Origin of the sequence: Pedobacter aquatilis (assembly GCF_032678425.1) — a bacterium.
GTDB classification, from domain to species: domain Bacteria; phylum Bacteroidota; class Bacteroidia; order Sphingobacteriales; family Sphingobacteriaceae; genus Pedobacter; species Pedobacter aquatilis_B.
In genome coordinates, this window is the sequence record NZ_JAVTSG010000004.1 from 261,166 (window position 1) to 281,701 (window position 20,536).

Here is a 20,536-nt window from a genome sequence, read left to right on the forward strand (position 1 = left end):
ATTATTAAAACACCCTAATCATGGACAAAGAAAAGTTGATACAAGAAGCCTATTTAGTTTCGCATAAATTAGAAGAAAACGGAAATATTCCGAATAACCCTATGTATCCTTTGATGATATATAAAGGCGCATTTCTAATCCATCCGGATGATGAAATTGAGGTAATTAAAACGGTTTTTGCTAAAAATGGCTATACAAATGCGTGGATAGATGGCATTTTTGATTACCACCATTACCATAGCAACACACACGAAGTTATGGGTGTTTATTGTGGCAAAGCCGATGTACAATTTGGTGGCGAACATGGCGTGTGTATCGAACTTGATAAAGGTGATGTTGTACTTATTCCTGCTGGTGTTGCGCATAAAAAGTTAAAATCGAGTGATGACTTTCAAGTTGTAGGTGCTTACCCAAAAGGTGCAGATTATAATATAAAATATGGTGAAGCAGATGAACGCCCGCAAGCAGATGAAGACATTGCCCAGGTAGAAAAACCAGATAACGACCCAGTTTATGGCAGCAAAGGCCATTTATTTGAGTGCTGGTATAACCAAAATTGCGAAAATGTGTAAAACTCTTTGCCTATAACCATTCAAAATTCTTTAATTTTCAGGTTTTAAATTTTACACTACCTGAATAAATGAATTTTAAGCATATAATCTCTGCATTTGCAATCTCTATAACCATATTTACCGCTTGTAACCCAAAAAAAGCAGAAGAAAAAAAAGCTGCTGAAAAGAAAATCAGAGTTAAAGAAGATGATAAGGCAGATAGCCTCTTATTAGCCTACAACCCTGAAAAAGGCGACAAGTGGATTGCTGATTTTGTAACCAACTTGCATAAAAAGTACGGTTTCAATGGCAATATGCTTGTTGCAAAGGATGGCAAAATTCTTTACGAAAAAGCAATTGGATGGGCCGATTATCTTCATCGCGACAGCTTAAAAATCAATTCCGAATTTGAGCTTGCCTCGATTACCAAGACCTTTACTGGTGTTGCCATTATGCAACTGGTAGAAGCTGGTAAACTTTCTTTAAATGATGATGTAAAAAAGTTTTTTCCAAACTTTCCGTACGATGGCATTACCGTAAAGCTACTTTTAAGCCACCGCAGCGGAATGATGAATTACGTTTATTTTATTGATGATATCTGGCGAAAGGAAAAGCGACCAATGAAAAAGGGCGTAACCAATCAGGATGTGATGAATGTAATTGCTGAGCGCAAGCCAAATCCTTACACAAAGCCCGATAATCGTTTTCATTACAACAATTCTAATTTTATGGTATTGGGTGCAATTATTGAAAAAGTGACAGGTCAACGATATTCGCAATATATGATGGAGCACGTTTTTAAACCTGCCGGATTGAAAAATACACATGTTTACAGTACATCTGAATATGAAAAAATTCCTGTAGATGTAGTAGGACATGATAGGACCTGGCGTTATTCTGTTGCGCAAAACTTTCTCGATGGACCAGTTGGCGATAAAGGCATTTATAGCACCGTACATGATTTGGTTCTGTTTGATAAATACCTCAAAAACGAACGATTATTAACAAAGAAAAGTTTAGATTCTTCTTATGTTGGCCGAAATAAACCAGTAAATGGTCATTTTAATTATGGTTACGGCTGGAGAATGTTTGACGGTGAAAAAATGGACAAAGTTGTTTACCATACGGGTTGGTGGCACGGTTTCCGTCACATTTATGTTCGAGATTTGGATAAAAATATTGTAATTATTTTCTTAGGAAATTTAACCAATGGCAGTTTAATGCATTTGGATGATTTGTACAAACACTTCAACATGCCTGTAATTAGAAAAGGTGCTTATCATGGTAACGGAAGTTTGCCTGGAAGTGACGAGGATTAAATCAGTTAGATTTATTTTTTGGAAATGAATGCTTGGAGTTGATGGCGGTCAGCAGCCCCGCTATTGCCAATAGTCCCGATAAAGCTTGTACAAAGCCAAAGCAAATACTTTTATAAAATCGGGCGCTATTTGGCGCTATCGGGTTTAGGCACAAAGTTTGGCACATTGCAAACCCGCCGAAAAGCAATTAATTTAGTTTAATAGCCCCGACAAACGCGGAAATACTTTTGGTTTGCAGAAACCGTAAATACGCTGTCATGCTGAGGCACGAAGCATCTGCAGCAAATGAAACAGATGCTTCGTACCTCAGCATGACAGGAACTACCAAAAGATTGCAGCATTGGCGGGACAGATTTTGCCATGAAATACAGAACAATGTGCTTCTACATAATAATTTAGTTCTCTTGTGTTTTACTTGCCTCACTGCAAATAAATAATGCTTTAATAATACCGAAAAAGTAAATTCTTAAAACAATTTGCCGATTTTTGCTTTTTAACTAAAACGATAAAATTATGTTCGATAAATTATTTGCAGCACAGCAAAAAGCCGAAGAAGTAAAGAAACGTTTAGATACTATTTCAGTATTTGGCGAAGTAGAAAACGGTGCAATTAAGGTTACTGCAACAGCGAATAAAGCCATTACAGGAATTGCGATTGATGAAGAATTCTTCAAAAATGCTGATAAAGAAGAATTAGAAGAGCTTTTGCAGATTGCGATTAACAAAGCATTGGCGAATGCCGAAGAGGTAAGCAATACCGAAATGCAAGCCTCGGCGAAAGATATGCTTGGTGGTTTGGGCGGTATGTTTGGTCAATAAATTTCTCATAACCACATCCTGAAATAAATACAAAACTTAAAATAATATGAAATTTACATACTATGGTCAATCTTGCTTTCTTTTGGAGGCAGACGGCAAAAAATTTCTTTTCGACCCATTTATAAAACATAATCCTTTAGCTAAGGATGTTGATACAACTAAGATTGAAGCTGATTATATTTTGGTAAGCCATGGTCACGGCGACCATGTGGCAGATTTAGTAGAATTGGCAAAACAAACTAATGCGCCGGTAATTGCAATGGTAGAAGTTGCTAAATGGGTTAAAGAGCAAGGCGTAGAAAATGTTATTGACATTAACTTTGGCACCCAACAGTTACCTTTTGGTAGTTTACGCACGGTTTGGGCTGTTCACAGTAGTTCAAATCCTGACGGAAGCTATGGTGGAAATCCGGCTGGGTTTGTTTTAACCCTAGAAGGTAAACAGATTTATTTTGCAGGTGATACGGCTTTAACCGTTGAAATGAAGTTACTTGCAGAATTACACAATTTAGACTATGCCATTTTACCGATTGGTGGTCATTATACAATGGGTGTGGATGATGCCGTGATTGCAGCAAAATACATCGATTGCGGTAATATTATTGGTGTTCATTACAATACTTTTCCGCCAATTAGCATAGATACAGATGATGCTGAAGCTAAATTCAAGCGAGAAAATAAAAATCTTTTGCTACCAGCTATTGGTGAAACCGTAACCTTATAAAAACAGAAGGCTCCAATTTTTCAATCGGAGCCTTCTAAAATTAAAAACCTAAACCTAGTTCTTTTTAGCAGCAGCTTTATTTGCTTTGTAACGCATATCTGCTGTGCCATCTTTTTTAGTTGGGCCTGCAACCTTAGTTACAGCCTTACCTTTATTCTCTTTGAAACGCATATCTGGCGTGCCATCAGCCTTTACTTTTGCGGCAGTAGTAGTTGCTTTTGCATCAACTTTTTTAGCTTCCGCTTTAGTAGCAGCAGCAGTAGTTTTAACTGCTTTTTTTGTTTGAGTTGCAGTAGCTGGTGTTTGAGCAAATGCTGTAGATAAACCAAATGCTGCGATTGCGATTAAACTTAATAACTTTTTCATGTCTTTCGATTTTTTTAACTCGTTAATTTGTTGATATAAAATTGATAAATCGGGATGAAGTTTTAATGAAGATAAGAATAAATATTATTACCTAAGTAAATCGCAAAAATTTTAAAAAGCTAGTTATCAGGATAAGTTTTAGATTCTTCAATCTGGCCGTCCTTATTATAAATGTTCCAAACCCCATCTCTTTTGCCATTGCGATAAAAGCCTTTCATTTTAGCTTTGCCGTTTTCATATTCAATATAGTTGCCATTTAAAATTGTTAATTTTTCATCGCTAAAGGTTTCCCTTTTCAATAACACAAGATTTTGATTCGAAGTTGTTCTGACCCAACTTGAATCGCTTAACTTATAAATTTGATAAATATTTGAGGTTTTGCTAACCTTAATATCTTTACCTAAAACATTTGTATAGCTGTATAAGGTATCACTTTGCTGAGCAAATGTTGATAAGGAAATTAAACTCAAAGCGAAGAATAAAATCTTTTTCATTTTTAATGTGCGGCTAGCCAATTATCTCCCTCGCCAATTTCTACGACAATTGGAACGGTTAATTTGATTGCGTTTGCCATTTTATCTTGAATGATGGCTTTCATAGTATCCTTCTCAGATTTCACTACATCAAAAACCAACTCATCATGCACTTGCATCGTCATGGTAGATTGGAGATTTTGTGCTTTCATTTCTTTGTGAATATTAATCATGGCAATCTTAATCATATCAGCAGCAGAACCTTGAATCGGTGCGTTAATGGCATTTCGCTCCGCAAAACCTCTTACCGTTTGGTTTGCGGAGTTAATATCCCTTAAATAGCGTCTTCTGCCCATTATCGTTTCCACAAATCCATTTTCCCGGGCGAAATTCATGGTGTCGCTCATGTAGCGCTTTATGCCAGGATATTGAGTAAAATACTGCTCAATAATTTCTGCAGCTTCTTTGCGTGGAATACCTAAGTTTTGAGATAATCCAAATGCCGATTGACCGTAAATAATACCAAAGTTTACGGCTTTAGCATTTCTTCTCTGTGTACTATCAACTTCCTCAATGGTAATTCCATAAACTTTTGCAGCTGTTGCGGTATGAATATCAATGCCTTTAGTAAAAGCATCGAGCATATTTTCTTCTTTACTGATTTCCGCAATAATTCTTAATTCAATTTGCGAATAATCGGCAGATAAAAGAATATGATTTTCATCTCTGGCTATAAAAGCCTTTCTTACTTCCCTACCCCGTTCTGTTCTAATCGGAATATTTTGAAGATTTGGATTGTTAGAACTTAATCTTCCAGTTGCGGCTACAGCTTGATTATAAGAAGTATGCACACGACCAGTTTTTGGATTTACCATCAACGGCAAAGCATCCACATAAGTCGATTTTAATTTTTGCAATTGGCGGAAATCTAAAATATCCTGAACAATATCGCTTTTACTCGCTAACGCTAAAAGCACATCTTCTCCTGTTTGATATTGACCAGTTTTCGTTTTCTTTGCCTTTGGATCTAATTGCAATTTATCAAACAAAACTTCTCCCAGTTGCTTTGGCGATGCAAGATTAAACTTTACGCCTGCTTTTTCATAAACGTTCTGCTCAAACTTAATAATTTGAGTTTCCAGCTCTTTTGAATAATTTTTAAGGGTTTCAATATTTATACGTACACCTTCCTTTTCGATATCGGCCAGTACATAAACCAAAGGGCTTTCTACTTCTTCGGCAAGTTTTGCCGCGTTTAGCTCAGTTAATTTTGGCTCGAAAACATGTGCCAATTGAAGTGTAATATCAGCATCTTCCGACGCATAATCTACAACCTGCTCAACCGGAACATCACGCATGTTGCCTTGCCCTTTACCTTTTGGTCCAATTAGTTTGGTAATTGAAATCGGCGAATAACCAAGGTAATTCTCAGATAAAACATCCATACCATGGCGAGTATCCGGATCAATTAAATAATGTGCAAGCATGGTATCGAACAACTTTCCCTTAACTTCAACACCATACCACTTCAGCACTAAAATATCGTACTTAGTATTTTGTCCGATTTTTTCAATTGCCTCGTTTTCCAGCACAATTTTAAACTCATCAAGAATTGGCTGAACTTCTTCAACATTTGCAGAAAGTGGGATATAATAACCTTCACCTGGTTTTGTTGAAAACGAAAGTCCCACCAATTCAGCCATATTCGCATCCGTTCCCGTAGTTTCTGTATCAAACGAAATTCTCTTTTGCTGTAGCAACATTTTTATTAGCTCTGCTCTTTTTTCAGCAGTATCAACTAATTGGTAATTGTGCTCGGTATTTTCTATGTTTTTGGCAGGCAGTTGCTCAGCAGGTTCTTCTTCTAAAGTATTGGTATAAGCAATGGTTTCACCTTGTTGGCTTCCAAACAAATCAGTCTGTGTACCTTCTTGAAATTTTGCTGTTGTAACCGAGAAACCATCGCCAAAAACCCTTTTACCTAAAGTTCTAAATTCGAGCTCTGTAAATAGTGGCTCTAATAAATCTTTGCTTGGGTCGCAAAGCTCTAAATTAGCTTCATCTAATTCAACCGGAACATCCAATAAAATGGTTGCCAGTTTTTTTGATAGCAATCCTTGTTCAGCAAAATTTTCTACATTTTCTCGTTGTTTCCCTTTTAACTCATGCGAATTTGCAATAATATTTTCCATCGAGCCGTAGGTTTTGATTAAAGATTTAGCCGTCTTTTCACCAATTCCTGGAATACCCGGAATGTTATCTACAGCATCTCCCCACAAACCTAAAATATCAATAACCTGTAAAACATTATCGATTTCCCATTTAGCCAAAACTTCTTTCACGCCCAAAATTTCCATATCATTTCCCATTCTGGCAGGCTTATAAATGAAAATATTTTCAGAAACGAGTTGAGCAAAATCCTTATCGGGTGTCATACAATAAACCTGGTATCCTTTTAATTCTGCTTTTTTAGCTAATGTTCCAATAATATCGTCAGCTTCGTATCCATCAGAAGTAATTACCGGAATGTTGAAACCCGTAATCAATTTAATAACATAAGGCATTGCCGCAGCTAAATCTTCTGGCATTGCCTGGCGTTGCGCTTTATATGCTTCGAAAGTTGTATGTCTTTCGGTTGGCGCTTCAGTATCAAAAACAACGGCTATATGTGTTGGCTTTTCTTTCTTTAAAACATCGAGCAAAGTATTGGTAAAACCCATTACTGCCGATGTATTTATTCCCGTTGATGTAAAGCGAGGGTTTTTACTCAAAGCAAAATGCGCTCTGTACATTAGCGCCATGCCATCTAAAAGAAAGAGTTTTTTATTCATGTGATTCCACGGATTTAAAGATTGTACTGATGTTTCACCAGCATATAAAAGTAACCAAAGTTAAGGTTTAAGAAAAGATAATGAATTTAATTTAACCAAAAGCCAACTCAAGTAGCAGTAAAATTAGGTTGAAACACCCGTGAAGTAGAATAGAATACCTAATTCCATACTTTATTCTTAAATACCCCAATGAGAGCCCACCAAACATTTGCGACAAAGTAAAAATTAAAAAAGAAGGATCTGAAAGGGTAAGTCCCTTAATGTTACTAAAGTGGATTAACCCAAAAAATATTGCTGTTAGATAAAATATAAGCCAATAACTTTTGTCCCAAACTAATTGCCGCTTAGTCATACTAATTCTATTAATATACCCATGTAAGATGAATGCCAGAATTATAAAAAATGCGAATACAGCCCAGGTTAAATAACTTTTATCTAATAAAAATGAGGTTATCGATGCGAGAACAAAGCACGTGAAGTAAATTGTTCCATGCCTTTTCCTAAGATGCCACCTAAACAAATACTCTTCGATGATGGGTGTCAAAATGCATATAACGATGAAACCTAAAACGACACCATACTGCTTGAGCAAATCAATATTTTCTTCGTATTCGTTAATGATTTTAAAATGAAGAAGGATTAAGTAAGTGCTGATAACAATTCCGCCAAAAAGTAGATTCAATAGCAAAAGCCAAAAGAACTCGCTCCAAAGAGTTTTATTATCTTTACTTTGTTTTAAGAGTTTGGGATTTTGCAAGAATCTCCAATACATTGAAAGTGTTTTGAGCATTAATTAAAATATTTTTAGGTGTAAATTCGTTTTACCAAAGATTTGCTAACATATGAAGATTTTTAACTTTTTCGCTGCAATATTTATATTCAGTATTTTTTCTGCCAATGCCCAGGATTTTATTGTTAAAAATAATGATGATGTAATTCGTGGCACAATTAAAGGCACAGATTATTTCTCTGTTTACATTAGTGCCAACGATGAAGCAGATGTAATTCTATTGGCGAAAGATGTAAAAAACTTTTTTTGGAATGGGAATAGTTACATCAGTAAAGGTTTTGCCAACAAGAAAAACTTTGAATACCGTTTTGTAAAAGTTATTGAGATGGGCACCGTGAACCTTTACTCTTTTGGTGGCGGAACTTTAGTTCCGGCTAAGAAAGAAAAAAATGTTAGATTCAGACCGTCAGTAGGTATTGGTACCGGAACAGGTGGCTTTGGCGGAATGGGCATGGGCGGCGGCATTAGCATTGGCGGCGGCCGTAACAATGCACCAGAACCTCCAGTTGGCGCACCAGTAGTTCGTTACTTTATTGAAAAACCAGGTACCGGACCGCTTCAAGAAATTCCAATAAAAGCAATAACTGAAGATGCAAGGAAGATTGAAGTGCGAAGCATTTTACTACAAAAACTCGCCGACCAACCTTCGATTAGAGCTAAGATTGAAGCTAGTGCTACACTTAACAGTAAAGATGTTATTGATTTAGTTAGAGAGTATAACGAGGTTAAAAAATAGGAACAGGATTATTGGGATTTAAGGATTTTAAGATGATGTTTTCAATTTTGCAAAAATAGATAAGCTGATAGCAACGCCATTCTTTATCTCACAGTTTCTCATTGTTCCTTCAAACTCAAAAGCTAATTTTAGTAAAGCTTTCTTACTATCAGCATTTTCAGACTCTACAAAAGCCTCAATTCTATTGATATTTAAACTATTGAAAGCATAGGCGCAAATTGCTGTTACCGCTTCATTTATAATACCCTTTTTCCAATATTCGGGTAGCAACCAGAACCCAATTTCGACCTTTTTATGCAGGTAATTAAAATTATTGAAGCCTACAGCACCCATAAAATCGCCATTTTCTATGTTGGAAATTGCCCACCATATTCCTGTACCCTCTACTTGAATCGTCTTAAACCATTTTAATTGCTCTTGAGTTTCGTTTAAGGTTTGATAATTTACTCCATAGTATTTAATAACGAAAGGATTTGATAAGCCTTTATAGACATTTTTTAAATCAGAGTCTTCAAATTGCCTTAATCGCAATCTATTAGTAATCAGTTCGGGAAAAACATCAATCATCTTGCGCAGCAATTTATTAAATGATCGTTAACCATTCCTGTTGCTTGCATGTGCGCATAACAAATTGTTGTTCCGAAGAATTTGAAACCTCTTTTTTTCATGTCTTTACTTATTTTGTCAGACAATTCTGTTCTTGCAGGCACATCGCTCATTTTTTCGGTATGGTTTGAGATTGGTTTTCCATCGGGTAGAAATCCCCATATATAGTTAGAGAAACTCCCAAATTCCTCTTGAATTTTTATGAAAAGTTTGGCGTTCTTTATTGCGCCATTTATTTTCAGCTTATTTCGGATTATCCCAACGTCACTCATCAAACGCTCGACATCCTTTTCTCCGAAAGCGGCTACCTTTTTAACATCAAAGTTAGCAAAGGCTTTTTGGTAGTTTTCTCTTCTTTTAAGTATTGTTATCCAACTCAAACCCGCTTGCGCACCTTCTAAAATTAGAAACTCAAAAAGTGTTTTATCATCGTAAACTGGCTTTCCCCATTCTTCATCGTGGTACTTTACGTATAGCGGATCTGAACCTGCCCAAGAGCAACGAATGCAATCTTTAGTCTTTAGTCCTAAGTCTTCAGTCATTTCACGAAAATTTAGTAGGGTTATTAATCATGAAATTAAGCAGTTTACTTATTTCCTCACATTGGGCATCCAGTAAATTATAAGTTTCCAAGGAAATGTAATTGCAAGCTAAAGAAACATCTAACCAAACTTGAGTTTCGCCATTTTCCATATCTGCATCCGTTAATTTACTTATAAAGTGATTTGGGTATCTTCTTTTTTTGTAAGCTTCCCCTATACTACTACAAACCGATCTTGATGATCTCCGAATTTGATCTACCAAACTAAACTGTTCAGCTTTCGGAAAGGTCTTTGTTAAATTATGGATCTCCAATAGTAAGGAAAATCCTTTTTTATAAACAATTAGTTCTCTGAATTTACCCATACCATATTGTTTTTCTAATATAGCATTTTGGTATAAGACTTCGGACTATTGACTAAAGACTTTTGACTAACTCAAACAAAGTTCATCCCAATACTCAACCGCTCTTCTGTAATGCGGAATAACAATGCTACCGCCAACAAGGTTTGCAATCATAAAAATTTCATTCATTTCATCGCTGTTCACGCCGGCATCATAGCATTTTCCAAGGTGATATTTAATGCAATCATCGCAACGCAAAACCATTGACGCAACTAAACCCAACATTTCTTTAGTTTTTACATCTAAAGCTCCATCAGCATAACTGGTTGTATCTAAAGCAAAAAACCTTTTAATATTGGTATTTGCGGTTTCCATAATTCTATCGTTCATTTTTTCGCGATAGCCGTTAAATTCTTCTACTAATTTACCCATGATTAAAATTGTTAAATCTTTTTTTACTGTTGATTGTTAGGTTATTAAACACAAAAATTATGAAAATCATCTCTCCAAAATTTCATGCGGTTATAGATTATATAATGGTTATGTTTTTATTCATTTCTTCGGATCTATTTCAATTATCTGAATCAGCTACAATATTAACATATGCATTGGGTGGTGTTCACTTTCTATTAACTGTATTAACGAAATTTAGTGGTGGGATATTTAAAATCATCCCCATAAAACTTCACGGTATAATCGAATTTGTAGTAAGTATAGTTTTGGTAATATTAGCATTTACCGTTTTTAAGGGCAATATAATTGATGAGATTTATTTTGCTTGCTTAGGCTTGCTCATCTTAATTGTTTTCGTGCTAACTGATTACCGAAACGTTACAAAAACGATTATATAATCTCTTCCAAAGGATTCCAGAATACTTTTTTAAAATTTACAACTTTATCATTCTTCACTTCAACACCTTCTTGAGCAAGCAAATCTTCCATTAATTCTGGTGGATTAAAATGAAATTTACCAGTTAATAAACCACTACTATTTACTACGCGATGAGCCGGAACTTTTGGATGCGCCGTACCTGCATAAGCCATGGCATGACCAACCATTCTGGATGATTTTGCAGCACCCAGGCTTTTCGCAATTGCGCCGTAAGAAGTAACCCTTCCTTTAGGAATTAATCGGGCAACTTCATAAACCTGCTCATAGAAATTTGTATCCATTATTCGAACGAAAACTGAATATAGTTGATGTTTTTATCGTGTAATAAATATTTTTTCTCGTAATAAGTTTTTATCGAAAGCACTTCATCAGCAAATTCTGATGTGTAAAGGTGATCAGTATTTTTATGTATTGGCAAATTTAATTCCAGCACCTTTTCATTCGTGTAAAGATACAGTTGGTCGTTATCAGTTTTTAAATTGACCTTGCCGCCATCCTTTAAAATAACTTTATACTTGTTTAAGAAACCAGGAAAAGTAAGTCGTTTCTTTTCGCGGCTCTCCTGAGGTTGAGGATCGGGAAAAGTAATCCATATCTCATCTATTTCGCCAGCTTCAAAATAATCAAGCAAGTTTTCAATCTGGATTCTTAAAAACGAAACGTTATTTATTCCTTCTTCAATTGCAGTTTTAGCACCTCTCCAAATTCTGTTTCCTTTGTAATCTACACCGATAAAATTCTTATCAGGAAATAATTTGGCCAAATTTACCGAATATTCACCCTTGCCACAGGCTAATTCGAGCACAATAGGATTTTCATTTTTAAAATGTTCCATTGCCCATTTGCCTTTTAGAGGCTTACCTTCATCTAGTTGTAATACGTTTGCGAATGTTTCGATTTCTGCAAATCGTCTAAGTTTATCTTTACCCAAGAGTTTTTTTTTCGTCAAAAATACGATTAAATCACGCATGGAAATTTTTTTTCCAAATAATCTTAATATCTATGTGCACAATCTATTGTATTTTTGCGAGTATCTTTAAAATTCGACATTGGAAAAATCATCTAAAATTTACATAGCAGGACACCGCGGAATGGTGGGTTCGGCAATTTACCGCAAGCTAGAAAAAGAAGGTTACAAAAATTTGCTTACCAGAACTTCTGAGGAATTAGATCTTAGAAATCAACAAGCTGTAACCGATTTTTTCGCTGCTGAAAAACCTGACTATGTCTTTTTAGCTGCTGCAAAAGTTGGCGGCATTGTTGCCAATAACACTTATAGAGCTGATTTTTTATTCGAAAATTTATCCATTCAAAACAATGTGATACACAGTGCTTACTTAAATCAAGTTAAGAAATTGATGTTTTTAGGCTCTAGCTGTATATATCCAAAAATGGCGCCGCAGCCTTTAAAAGAAGAATACCTTTTAACAGGAACTTTAGAAGAAACTAATGAGCCATATGCCATTGCCAAAATTGCCGGAATTAAAATGTGTGATGCTTATCGCGACCAATATGGTTGTAATTTTGTTTCGGTAATGCCGACCAATTTATACGGTTATAACGATAATTATCACCCTCAAAATTCACATGTTTTACCCGCACTAATTCGTAAAGTGCATGAAGCTAAAATTAATAATGAAAAGCAAATAACGGTTTGGGGTTCTGGTTCGCCAATGCGTGAGTTTTTATTTGCTGATGATTTGGCTGATGCTTGTTATTTCTTGATGGAAAATTATAACGAGCCAAATCTAATCAACATTGGTGTCGGGCACGATTTAACCATAAAAGATTTAGCGCTGCTGATTAAAGATGTTTTGCAATATGATGGAGATTTAGTTTTTGATGCAAGCAAACCTGATGGAACGCCTCGTAAATTAATGGATGTAAACAAGTTGCACGCACTAGGCTGGAAACATAAAATAGAACTCCGCGAGGGAATAGCCTTAGCTTATCAGGATTTCTTAAGCAGATATTAATTATTTTTTTGCCCTTATTTTACTCAAAAATTCTGGTGTGAAACCTAAGTAAGACGCCAACATATATTGTGGTACACGTTGCACAAACTCTGGAAATAATTTATTAAAATGATGGTATCTTTCTTCTGCAGTTTGGCTGTATAAAAACTTAATTCGCATTTGCGATGCCTGATGGTTTTTTTGCAAGATAAGCCTGAAATATCTTTCAATCTTCGGCAACTTGTTAAACAGCAATTCATAATTGTAATGCTCAATTGCAATTACCTCGGTATTTTCTGCCGCCTGAATATAAAACTCCGAAGATTTCTGAAACAAAAAGCTTGTTAAATCGGTAATCCACCAATTTTCTATGGCAAACTGTGTGGTTTGTTCAGCACCTTTTATGTCGATAAAATATAATCGCAGGCAGCCTTTTACCACAAAATAATTGGCCTTGCAAACTTGTCCTTCCGCTAACAAGAAAGCTTTCTTTTTAATAGAAATAGATTTGAGTAATGTGCTCAACGTTTGCTGTTCATCATTATTCAAATCTATGAATCTACTAATATGGTTTAAAAGTGAGCTATACATTATGGCTAGTAAAACCATGCTAATTTAGCATAATTTTATAAAGCTGCTACAGCGAAAAGGCTTTCAAATCTGGCTGTGCCCATTCTCCCCAATCTTTCATTGCTGCCATTAAAACCTTTTTTAATCCGGCATTATCTACTGGCTTGCCTTTAGTTGGTGGTAATAATTCTTTTTCTGGAACGGTTATTTCGGTAACTTTTGTGGCAAACCAGGTTATATTTTCGTGGGGTAATGCCAAACCTAAAATCATTCCAGGCAAACCGGCAAATGATTCAGGACCACCTGAAACCGCAATTTGATTGGCGTAGTAGGCCACAACGTAAACCGAATCCATTATAATTGCATTTGCTCGGCGACATTCATATCCTGCAATTTCACGGGTTTCATCCGTAATTTTCCAGTTTATTTTACGCACACTATCTTTCACTAAATACGTGGCTTCGTAAACACTTTTCTGAATGGTATTGGTTTCAGTTTTAAAATCAGTACCTATTATATTCTTTAAATCGGCAATTGGGTTGTTGTTTAACCAATTATTAGAAGCTGGTGCAGCTTCTTCATTAAATTTATATAAAGCTTTCTCGCTGTTAAATTTCAAAGTGCTTTTTGCCGATTTGAATTGAGGAAAGTTCTTCTTGTAATTGTCAAACGATTGATTCATGTAACTTTCGTTTCTTGGCGTTATACGCTTCTTGATTAGTGCATACATGTTTGAGCGTTTTTCGTATTCGATAACACCATTTTTAACGAAATGTACATTTTGTGCGATACCATTTTTACTGATAAAAATTACCGCTAAAATTATTGTAAGTTTTAATATTGTTTTCATGGCGATTAGTTTTGAGGAGCTGGTGCAGCAGCAGCGCCGCCACCCATTTTAGTAAAATCCCAGCTTACGGTAAACATAAAATATCTTCTGATGGTTCTATAACTACTCTGTGTAATATTTCCATTTGCTGCAGAGCGGCTAAATCCTTGGTTCTGATTTAACAAATCGAAACCTTGAATCGATGTTCTTAAATTCTGTGCCTTGAAGAACTTTTTGGTAATGGTTGCATTCCACAAGAACTGCTTAAACGATTCGTTAAAAGCTTGTGTTTTACCACGATAAGTATATTCTCCATCTGATGTAATTTCAAATTTTCCAGGCAATTGCACTGAACCTGAGAAATAACCTTGAGCACCCCATCCATTACTGTTAAATGCCTGCTGCACCGAAGCTACTGTTGTAGTATATTGAGGGCCGAAATAGGCGTAAAAATTGTACTTACCATCTTTATATCTATTAATATTTACCTGCGGTGAATAAGCCATGTATTTAGTTTGGTTTAATACACTGTTGATCAAATTGTAGGAGGTATTACCATTCATATTGTAACCAATGCCCACGTTTGTACCTAAAATTTTCCGACCAATACTTGAATAAATACTAAAATTGGATGGTGTCTTATCTGATAAATTTATAGCCTTGAAGGTACTTGCACCTGTAGAATTATCTGTTGTTACATCACTTACAATTGGGTTTTTAGTAAAACTGTAATAACCACTGATATAAATAGATTGGCTACTCAAAACTTTATAAGAATTATAATTCGCATTAATATTGCTCCTGAAAGATGGTCTTAAATCAGGATTACCTAAAGTAATGTTCAAAGGGTCAGTATTTACCCTGATTGGTTGTATTTGCTCTAAGCTTGGTTGTTGCGTGTTACCATTATAGTTAATACGAAAAGATTTCTGTTGAGAAAAATTATACTGATACATAGCCTGTGGCATATAATTCACAAATTTTCTATCATAGCGCACATTATTATACAAATCTTCCTGCTTGAAATTAACCCCGCTAAATTTGGAGCCTGCATTTAAAACGCTTTTCCCTTTTTTGAAGTTGAATATTGCACCCCCAGAATTAATGATCTGGTCTAACTGATAATCATTACTGAATTCAGTATCCAACAGGTCGTATCTTCCTTGTACAGACTGGTTAAATGATTTTCTATCAGAGCGGCCACCAGACAAAGTTAAACCGTAATTTAGAACTACAGTTAAAGTTTTAGACAGCGGTTCCGTGTAGGCCAAATTAGATTTAAACACACTATTCGTAATGCTATTTACCTTATACTGATCAACATTCACTGTACTGTCTAACCCGCTATTCAGATTATAAAAACTATTTTCGGAATTTAGGTAACCATCAGTTTTATTATCTGTAACCGACTGACTTAAATTGAGTGATAAAGTACGTCCCTTTTTTTTCAATTTCTTTGTTAGAAATGCATTGATGTTAAATATCTGATCTTTCGCATCATTAGTTAAAACCCTCGAACTTTTATTTAATAAGCTGTTATCGCCACGAGTACTCTCTGTAGAATAATCCTGAAAAGTATTGCTATTTTTCAATGTACCATCAACATTAATTTTAAGCGTTAAAGTGGTATCTAACTTAATCTCATACATTGCATCAAGCTTCTGCCTGAAAACATCATTATCATAGTTTTGATCGGATTTATTGTTGATGATACCTGTAGATAAGTTATTCTGGCTGATTGTATTTCTATCACCAAAAACTCTTAACGAACCGATTTTGTAATTTGTGTTTAAGGTTTCTTTATCGCTGTTCCACTTGTTGTCGAAGTGCAAACCTCCTGTTCTGGCAACTGGAATACCTTGTCCATTATACTGGCCGCCCCAACCTTCAAACTCATCTCCGCTGCTGGTAAAGTAAATACCGCCATCATCACTTACATTTCCTCCGCTTTGTGTTCCCAATTTCTGGCTATCTTCCCAGCCTAAACCAACTCTACCGTTATTACCTAATATGCCGTATGCAGAAAACTTCTTTTTACCTGCAAACTTGTTAAACATTAATTGTCCCTGGTAGAAATCATCCGTTCCAACGCCAGCAATTGCTTTTCCGAAATAACCATTTTTGGCATTTTCCTTTAATTTAATGTTTAGGGTTTTTGTCTTTTCCCCATCATCAACACCGGTAAATGTTGCCTGATCGCTTTTTTTATCATATAGCTGAACTTTATCAACCATATCAGCTCTGATATTTTTCGTTACCAGGGTTGGGTCATCACCAAAAAACTCTTCTCCATCAACCAAAACCTTTACGTTTTTTTGGCCCTGAGCAGTAATTTTACCGTCCTTATCAACCTCGATTCCAGGAAACTGTTTAATTAAATCTTCAACCTTTGAGTTTGGCTCAATATTATAAGCCTGTGGGTCAAATTCGGTTGTGTCTCCTTTAATTTTAATCGCAGAGCGATTTCCTTTAATAATTACATCCGCAAGTAGTTGTGCCTTACCCGTAAGGTTAATTTTTCCGTAATCAACATCCTTCTTTGTAGAATCGAGCACAAAGTGATCAACAAAATCGGCGTATTTTGGATAAGAAACCAGGAGGATGTACTTTCCATTTCGAATATTTGGAAGTTCAAATGAGCCGTTATCCGCAGCTCTGGTAAATTTAACCAAAGTAGAGTCTTTGGCATTTAAAACTGAAACTGAGGTTCCGCCCAGTATTGAGGTTGCGGCCGTATCGATAACACGGCCCTTAATGGTATGCTGAGTTTGAGCTTTTGCGTTAAAAAAAGTCAAAACCAGAAAGCATACAACGAGTAGCATTCTTTTCATAGATGTGATTTGGTTTTCATCACTAATATAAAACTAATATTTTAGTTTAAATACGCATTAACACTATTTAACAATAATGTTATATATAAATTACTTCGGCTTAATCGATTTAGTCTGAAAAATGGCGCACGCAATAATTTGTTGGTATAGAGATAATGCCAGTTCGTCTAGAAATTACTTGTAATGGTATAATCTAGCCAATTCTCTTGAAACGTTTCTGAAATGTTAGCGTCTTATATTCAAAACCCCTTAAAAATTAGGGAATTAAAAAACAGATTTATAAAACTTAAAATATTCAGGTCATGAAAAATTCTATTAAAAACTTATTCGCAGCAGCTTTAGTAATGGTTACTTTAAGTGGTGCAACAGTTGTGGCGAATGCTACAGAAATCAGCGGTAATTACACTGCAATTAACCAGGTTAAAAACATTAATAAAATTTCGGTAAGTGGAAATGTAAAATTAATCCTGGTTCAGGATAGTAAAGAAAGCATCGAGGTTTTCGATAAATATTACGCGAATAATGCTTTGGTGCAGCAACAAGGTTCGGAACTTAGAATCAGTTCATTTGCTAAGGAAGCGCTAACCGTTATTGCACATGTTAATAATATCAGAACAATCGAAGCATCTAACACATCGAGCGTAGCAACTTCAGGAAAATTCAATTTATTAGACCTTGAAGTTATCTTAAAGGATAAAGCCTCGGCAACGATTAAAGCAAATACAGTAAACCTTTACACTACAGTAAACGATGGTACAAACCTGAATTTAGAAGGAACTACAGAAACACATACGGCAGTTTTAGGTAACGAAGCAAAATTAAAAATGAACGAGTTTGCTTCTGAAAACACAAATATCAGTATTGCACCAAAAGCGGTTTACGCGAATAATTTAAGCCGTTACGAAGATTTAAAAATCGACTTATTAGAAAAACTTTTCTAATAATCCATCATATATAGTTTAGTTTTAGTTAATAGAAAACATCGGCCGGAGCGATTCCTGCCGATGTTTTATTTTTTAAGGATTTGTAGACCAAAGCCCTGCATCTTTAACAAAAACTCTTCTGCTAAGTTTAAGTTGAGAAACGATAAGCTCGGCCAAATCTTCTGGTTGCATTACTTTATCCGGATTACCATCGGTAAGTTTTAACTCTATTGCCATATCTGTTGCCGTTGTACTTGGCGTTAATGAAGTTACACGGATGTTATGTTTCCTCATTTCTTGCATTAGCGATGTAGACATTGCAATTAATCCGGCTTTGGATGCCGAATAAGCACTGGTAACCGCCGCCGGACTTAAAGCTGAAGAACTGGAAATATTGATGATATCTCCTGTCTGCTTTTCAATCATTTGGGGTACAACTGCTCTTGTAACGTAATATGGGCCAAGTAAGTTAATTTTTATAATTTCCTCCCACGATTGTGGTTCCATTTCTAAAAATTTTGCAAACTTTCCAATGCCTGCGTTATTTATCAGAATATCTATAAACCCTAATTCAGATTGAAGTTTTAAAACCGCTTCATTAACCGATGCTATATTACTAACATCAGCAGTAACCGTACTAATTTTTACACCATATGATGATAATTCTTTTGCCAATTTATCTAAATCACTCTGTGTACGGGCGAGTAATGCAACGTTAACACCTTCTTTTGCCAATGCAATTGCTATCGCTTTGCCAATTCCTTTTCCTGCCCCTGTAATCAGCGCATTTTTTCCTGATATATTTTCCATTATTAATTTTATGCTGTCGATTTAAGGCAAGTTCATTTAATGCCTAAACCGACAGATTATCGTTTTACAAATCAAATTTAATTCCTTGTGCCAATGGCAAAGTGTTAGAATAATTAATGGTGTTAGTTTGTCTGCGCATATATGCTCGCCACGCATCCGAACCACTTTCTCTGCCGCCACCGGTTTCTTTTTCGCCACCAAAAGCGCCACCAATTTCAGCTCCAGAAGTTCCAATGTTAACATTTGCAATACCACAATCAGAACCTTGATAAGAAAGGAATTGCTCTGCCTCTCTTAAATTAAGGGTCATTATTGCTGATGATAAACCTTGTGGAACACCATTTTGCAATGCGATGGCCTCATCAAGCGTTTTATATTTAATCAGATATAAAATTGGGGCAAAAGTTTCATGCTGAACGATTTTATAATCATTTTTAACTTCGGCAATACAAGGTTTTACATAGCAACCGCTTTCATATTTATCCCCATCTAAAACACCACCTTCTACTATAAAACTTCCACCTTCGGCTTTACATTTTTCTATCGAATGGAGATAAGCATTTACAGCATCTTTATCTATCAGCGGACCAACATGATTGTTTTGATCTAACGGATCGCCGATTCTTAACTGACCGTAAGCTTTTACAAGTTTTGCTGCAAAAGCATCGTAAACACTTTCGTGGATAATTAATCTTCTGGTTGATGTACACCTTTGTCCGGCTGTACCAACAGCGCCAAAAACGGCACCGATTAAACTCATATCTAAATCTGCATGTTCTGAAATGATGATGGCATTATTGCCTCCAAGTTCCAGTAAGCTTTTGCCCAAACGAGCACCGACTGCAGCACCTACTGCCTTACCCATTCTGGTAGAACCTGTTGCCGAAATTAGTGGAACACGCCCATCGTTAGTCATTAATTCGCCAATTACCTTATCGCCGATTATTAAGCTAGATACACCTTCCGGAATTTCATTCGACTTAAAAACCTGAGCAATAATTTTTTGACAGGCAATACCTGTAAGTGGTGTTTTTTCTGAAGGTTTCCAAACGCAAACATTACCACAAACCCAGGCAAGCGCTGCATTCCAACTCCAAACGGCCACAGGGAAATTAAAGGCAGAAATAATACCTACAATTCCAAGCGGATGCCATTGCTCATACATTCTATGATCTGGGCGTTCGCTGTGCATGGTTAATCCATAAAGCTGACGTGACAAGCCAACTGCAAAATCGCATATGTCAATCATTTCTTGAACTTCGCCAAAACCTTCTTGCAAGCTTTTCCCCATTTCATATGAAACCAATGTTCCTAAGGCTTCTTTATTCTGACGTAAAGCATCGCCAAACTGGCGAACAATTTCACCTCTTTTTGGTGCAGGTACTGTTCGCCAAAACGCGAATGCATCTTGGGCTTTGGCTATTATGGTTTCGTAATCATTTTCTGTAGAAACTTTGACCGAAGCGATTTTTTGTCCATCAACAGGAGAAAAACTATCTATGTTTTCCTTGTTATCTGCTCCGCCCCAAGTGTTACCCGTACTAAACGCCGGATTAGTATTTTCTATACCAAGTTTATCTAAAATGGATTGAATATTTGCGCTCATATATTTGTTGCTAATTATTA

General features: G+C 35.9%; 23 protein-coding genes. 8 read left to right on the plus strand and 15 right to left on the minus strand.

Annotated elements, in window-relative coordinates:
* Positions 1 to 20: 20 nt before the first annotated feature.
* The 4 genes from R2Q16_RS14545 (at position 21) to R2Q16_RS14560 (ending at position 3,413) form a co-directional block, all read left to right on the plus strand.
* On the plus strand, positions 21 to 572 hold the full coding sequence (locus R2Q16_RS14545) for a cupin domain-containing protein (protein WP_316737968.1): 552 nt from the start codon (positions 21 to 23) through the stop codon (positions 570 to 572).
* 68 nt (positions 573 to 640) lie between these two features.
* Entirely contained in the window at positions 641 to 1,870 is a 1,230-nt protein-coding gene (locus R2Q16_RS14550) for a serine hydrolase domain-containing protein (protein ID WP_316737969.1), read from the plus strand.
* 513 nt (positions 1,871 to 2,383) lie between these two features.
* Positions 2,384 to 2,689 carry a YbaB/EbfC family nucleoid-associated protein gene (locus tag R2Q16_RS14555; RefSeq protein WP_316737970.1) on the plus strand — a complete coding sequence of 102 codons (306 nt, stop codon included), beginning with the start codon at positions 2,384 to 2,386 and terminating at the stop codon, positions 2,687 to 2,689.
* A gap of 46 nt (positions 2,690 to 2,735) precedes the next feature.
* Positions 2,736 to 3,413 (plus strand): metal-dependent hydrolase, encoded by a 678-nt coding sequence (locus R2Q16_RS14560; protein ID WP_316737971.1) that lies wholly within the window; start codon positions 2,736 to 2,738, stop codon positions 3,411 to 3,413.
* 54 nt (positions 3,414 to 3,467) lie between these two features.
* Here the strand turns inward: R2Q16_RS14560 and R2Q16_RS14565 are convergent, their stop codons facing one another.
* The 4 genes from R2Q16_RS14565 to R2Q16_RS20370 all read right to left on the minus strand — a co-directional run bounded on the left by R2Q16_RS14565 (position 3,468) and on the right by R2Q16_RS20370 (position 7,873).
* The gene (locus R2Q16_RS14565) at positions 3,468 to 3,779 is read right to left on the minus strand and encodes a hypothetical protein (protein ID WP_316737972.1); all 312 of its coding nucleotides are present in this window, start codon (positions 3,777 to 3,779) and stop codon (positions 3,468 to 3,470) included.
* A 119-nt stretch (positions 3,780 to 3,898) separates the two neighbouring features.
* A complete protein-coding gene (locus tag R2Q16_RS14570; RefSeq protein WP_316737973.1) occupies positions 3,899 to 4,273 on the minus strand; it encodes a hypothetical protein in 375 nt (124 codons plus the stop codon).
* A gap of 2 nt (positions 4,274 to 4,275) precedes the next feature.
* Positions 4,276 to 7,083 carry a DNA polymerase I gene (gene polA / locus R2Q16_RS14575; RefSeq protein WP_316737974.1) on the minus strand — a complete coding sequence of 936 codons (2,808 nt, stop codon included), beginning with the start codon at positions 7,081 to 7,083 and terminating at the stop codon, positions 4,276 to 4,278.
* 91 nt (positions 7,084 to 7,174) lie between these two features.
* Positions 7,175 to 7,873, minus strand: a complete 699-nt coding sequence (locus R2Q16_RS20370; protein WP_410478162.1) for a type II CAAX prenyl endopeptidase Rce1 family protein — start codon at positions 7,871 to 7,873, stop codon at positions 7,175 to 7,177.
* A 52-nt stretch (positions 7,874 to 7,925) separates the two neighbouring features.
* On the opposite strand from R2Q16_RS20370, the gene R2Q16_RS14580 reads away from it, so the two are divergent.
* Positions 7,926 to 8,609: a hypothetical protein gene (locus R2Q16_RS14580; protein ID WP_316737975.1), complete on the plus strand. Its 684-nt coding sequence runs from the start codon at positions 7,926 to 7,928 to the stop codon at positions 8,607 to 8,609.
* A gap of 27 nt (positions 8,610 to 8,636) precedes the next feature.
* On the opposite strand, the gene R2Q16_RS14585 is transcribed toward R2Q16_RS14580, so the two are convergent.
* The 4 genes from R2Q16_RS14585 to R2Q16_RS14600 form a co-directional block, all read right to left on the minus strand.
* Entirely contained in the window at positions 8,637 to 9,176 is a 540-nt protein-coding gene (locus tag R2Q16_RS14585) for a GNAT family N-acetyltransferase (RefSeq protein ID WP_316737976.1), read from the minus strand.
* Positions 9,173 to 9,757, minus strand: coding sequence for a DNA-3-methyladenine glycosylase I (locus R2Q16_RS14590; RefSeq protein WP_316737977.1), 585 nt, complete (start codon positions 9,755 to 9,757; stop codon positions 9,173 to 9,175). The genes R2Q16_RS14585 and R2Q16_RS14590 overlap by 4 nt, the downstream gene beginning before the upstream one ends.
* Before the next feature lies 1 nt (position 9,758).
* Positions 9,759 to 10,121, minus strand: coding sequence for a four helix bundle protein (locus tag R2Q16_RS14595; RefSeq protein ID WP_316737978.1), 363 nt, complete (start codon positions 10,119 to 10,121; stop codon positions 9,759 to 9,761).
* A gap of 66 nt (positions 10,122 to 10,187) precedes the next feature.
* Positions 10,188 to 10,532 (minus strand): carboxymuconolactone decarboxylase family protein, encoded by a 345-nt coding sequence (locus R2Q16_RS14600; RefSeq protein ID WP_316737979.1) that lies wholly within the window; start codon positions 10,530 to 10,532, stop codon positions 10,188 to 10,190.
* A gap of 59 nt (positions 10,533 to 10,591) precedes the next feature.
* Between R2Q16_RS14600 and R2Q16_RS14605 the strand changes: the two genes are divergently transcribed.
* On the plus strand, positions 10,592 to 10,951 hold the full coding sequence (locus R2Q16_RS14605; RefSeq protein ID WP_316737980.1) for a hypothetical protein: 360 nt from the start codon (positions 10,592 to 10,594) through the stop codon (positions 10,949 to 10,951).
* On the opposite strand, the gene R2Q16_RS14610 is transcribed toward R2Q16_RS14605, so the two are convergent.
* Together R2Q16_RS14610 and trmB are read right to left on the minus strand one after the other, a co-directional pair.
* A complete protein-coding gene (locus R2Q16_RS14610; RefSeq protein ID WP_316737981.1) occupies positions 10,944 to 11,273 on the minus strand; it encodes an MGMT family protein in 330 nt (109 codons plus the stop codon). The two genes, R2Q16_RS14605 and R2Q16_RS14610, sit on opposite strands and share 8 nt — an antisense overlap.
* The gene (gene trmB, locus R2Q16_RS14615) at positions 11,273 to 11,923 is read right to left on the minus strand and encodes a tRNA (guanosine(46)-N7)-methyltransferase TrmB (protein ID WP_316738092.1); all 651 of its coding nucleotides are present in this window, start codon (positions 11,921 to 11,923) and stop codon (positions 11,273 to 11,275) included. The genes R2Q16_RS14610 and trmB overlap by 1 nt, the downstream gene beginning before the upstream one ends.
* 118 nt (positions 11,924 to 12,041) lie before the next feature.
* On the opposite strand from trmB, the gene R2Q16_RS14620 reads away from it, so the two are divergent.
* Positions 12,042 to 12,968 (plus strand): GDP-L-fucose synthase, encoded by a 927-nt coding sequence (locus R2Q16_RS14620; RefSeq protein WP_316737982.1) that lies wholly within the window; start codon positions 12,042 to 12,044, stop codon positions 12,966 to 12,968.
* Here the strand turns inward: R2Q16_RS14620 and R2Q16_RS14625 are convergent, their stop codons facing one another.
* From R2Q16_RS14625 to R2Q16_RS14635, 3 genes are read right to left on the minus strand one after another with little or no spacing between them, the layout of a single operon-like run.
* Entirely contained in the window at positions 12,969 to 13,538 is a 570-nt protein-coding gene (locus R2Q16_RS14625; protein ID WP_316737983.1) for a Crp/Fnr family transcriptional regulator, read from the minus strand.
* A 46-nt stretch (positions 13,539 to 13,584) separates the two neighbouring features.
* Positions 13,585 to 14,367 (minus strand): GLPGLI family protein, encoded by a 783-nt coding sequence (locus R2Q16_RS14630; protein ID WP_316737984.1) that lies wholly within the window; start codon positions 14,365 to 14,367, stop codon positions 13,585 to 13,587.
* Positions 14,368 to 14,372: 5 nt separating this feature from the next.
* Entirely contained in the window at positions 14,373 to 17,177 is a 2,805-nt protein-coding gene (locus tag R2Q16_RS14635) for an outer membrane beta-barrel family protein (RefSeq protein WP_316737985.1), read from the minus strand.
* Positions 17,178 to 17,479: 302 nt separating this feature from the next.
* Between R2Q16_RS14635 and R2Q16_RS14640 the strand changes: the two genes are divergently transcribed.
* Positions 17,480 to 18,118 carry a GIN domain-containing protein gene (locus R2Q16_RS14640; protein WP_316737986.1) on the plus strand — a complete coding sequence of 213 codons (639 nt, stop codon included), beginning with the start codon at positions 17,480 to 17,482 and terminating at the stop codon, positions 18,116 to 18,118.
* 75 nt (positions 18,119 to 18,193) lie between these two features.
* On the opposite strand, the gene R2Q16_RS14645 is transcribed toward R2Q16_RS14640, so the two are convergent.
* Positions 18,194 to 18,910: a 3-ketoacyl-ACP reductase gene (locus tag R2Q16_RS14645; protein ID WP_316737987.1), complete on the minus strand. Its 717-nt coding sequence runs from the start codon at positions 18,908 to 18,910 to the stop codon at positions 18,194 to 18,196.
* A gap of 64 nt (positions 18,911 to 18,974) precedes the next feature.
* A complete protein-coding gene (locus tag R2Q16_RS14650) occupies positions 18,975 to 20,516 on the minus strand; it encodes an aldehyde dehydrogenase family protein (protein WP_316737988.1) in 1,542 nt (513 codons plus the stop codon).
* Positions 20,517 to 20,536 lie beyond the last annotated feature (20 nt).

Excerpts from the sequence above, each read along its gene's own strand:
- R2Q16_RS14545 (WP_316737968.1), top strand. The coding sequence starts at position 21 with ATGGACAAAGAAAAGTTGATACAAGAAGCCTATTTAGTTTCGCATAAA.
- R2Q16_RS14550 (WP_316737969.1), top strand. The coding sequence starts at position 641 with ATGAATTTTAAGCATATAATCTCTGCATTTGCAATCTCTATAACCATA.
- R2Q16_RS14555 (WP_316737970.1), top strand. The coding sequence starts at position 2,384 with ATGTTCGATAAATTATTTGCAGCACAGCAAAAAGCCGAAGAAGTAAAG.
- R2Q16_RS14560 (WP_316737971.1), top strand. The coding sequence starts at position 2,736 with ATGAAATTTACATACTATGGTCAATCTTGCTTTCTTTTGGAGGCAGAC.
- R2Q16_RS14565 (WP_316737972.1), bottom strand. The coding sequence starts at position 3,779 with ATGAAAAAGTTATTAAGTTTAATCGCAATCGCAGCATTTGGTTTATCT.
- R2Q16_RS14570 (WP_316737973.1), bottom strand. The coding sequence starts at position 4,273 with ATGAAAAAGATTTTATTCTTCGCTTTGAGTTTAATTTCCTTATCAACA.
- polA (WP_316737974.1), bottom strand. The coding sequence starts at position 7,083 with ATGAATAAAAAACTCTTTCTTTTAGATGGCATGGCGCTAATGTACAGA.
- R2Q16_RS20370 (WP_410478162.1), bottom strand. The coding sequence starts at position 7,873 with ATGCTCAAAACACTTTCAATGTATTGGAGATTCTTGCAAAATCCCAAA.
- R2Q16_RS14580 (WP_316737975.1), top strand. The coding sequence starts at position 7,926 with ATGAAGATTTTTAACTTTTTCGCTGCAATATTTATATTCAGTATTTTT.
- R2Q16_RS14585 (WP_316737976.1), bottom strand. The coding sequence starts at position 9,176 with ATGATTGATGTTTTTCCCGAACTGATTACTAATAGATTGCGATTAAGG.
- R2Q16_RS14590 (WP_316737977.1), bottom strand. The coding sequence starts at position 9,757 with ATGACTGAAGACTTAGGACTAAAGACTAAAGATTGCATTCGTTGCTCT.
- R2Q16_RS14595 (WP_316737978.1), bottom strand. The coding sequence starts at position 10,121 with ATGGGTAAATTCAGAGAACTAATTGTTTATAAAAAAGGATTTTCCTTA.
- R2Q16_RS14600 (WP_316737979.1), bottom strand. The coding sequence starts at position 10,532 with ATGGGTAAATTAGTAGAAGAATTTAACGGCTATCGCGAAAAAATGAAC.
- R2Q16_RS14605 (WP_316737980.1), top strand. The coding sequence starts at position 10,592 with ATGAAAATCATCTCTCCAAAATTTCATGCGGTTATAGATTATATAATG.
- R2Q16_RS14610 (WP_316737981.1), bottom strand. The coding sequence starts at position 11,273 with ATGGATACAAATTTCTATGAGCAGGTTTATGAAGTTGCCCGATTAATT.
- R2Q16_RS14625 (WP_316737983.1), bottom strand. The coding sequence starts at position 13,538 with ATGTATAGCTCACTTTTAAACCATATTAGTAGATTCATAGATTTGAAT.
- R2Q16_RS14630 (WP_316737984.1), bottom strand. The coding sequence starts at position 14,367 with ATGAAAACAATATTAAAACTTACAATAATTTTAGCGGTAATTTTTATC.
- R2Q16_RS14635 (WP_316737985.1), bottom strand. The coding sequence starts at position 17,177 with ATGAAAAGAATGCTACTCGTTGTATGCTTTCTGGTTTTGACTTTTTTT.
- R2Q16_RS14640 (WP_316737986.1), top strand. The coding sequence starts at position 17,480 with ATGAAAAATTCTATTAAAAACTTATTCGCAGCAGCTTTAGTAATGGTT.
- R2Q16_RS14645 (WP_316737987.1), bottom strand. The coding sequence starts at position 18,910 with ATGGAAAATATATCAGGAAAAAATGCGCTGATTACAGGGGCAGGAAAA.
- R2Q16_RS14650 (WP_316737988.1), bottom strand. The coding sequence starts at position 20,516 with ATGAGCGCAAATATTCAATCCATTTTAGATAAACTTGGTATAGAAAAT.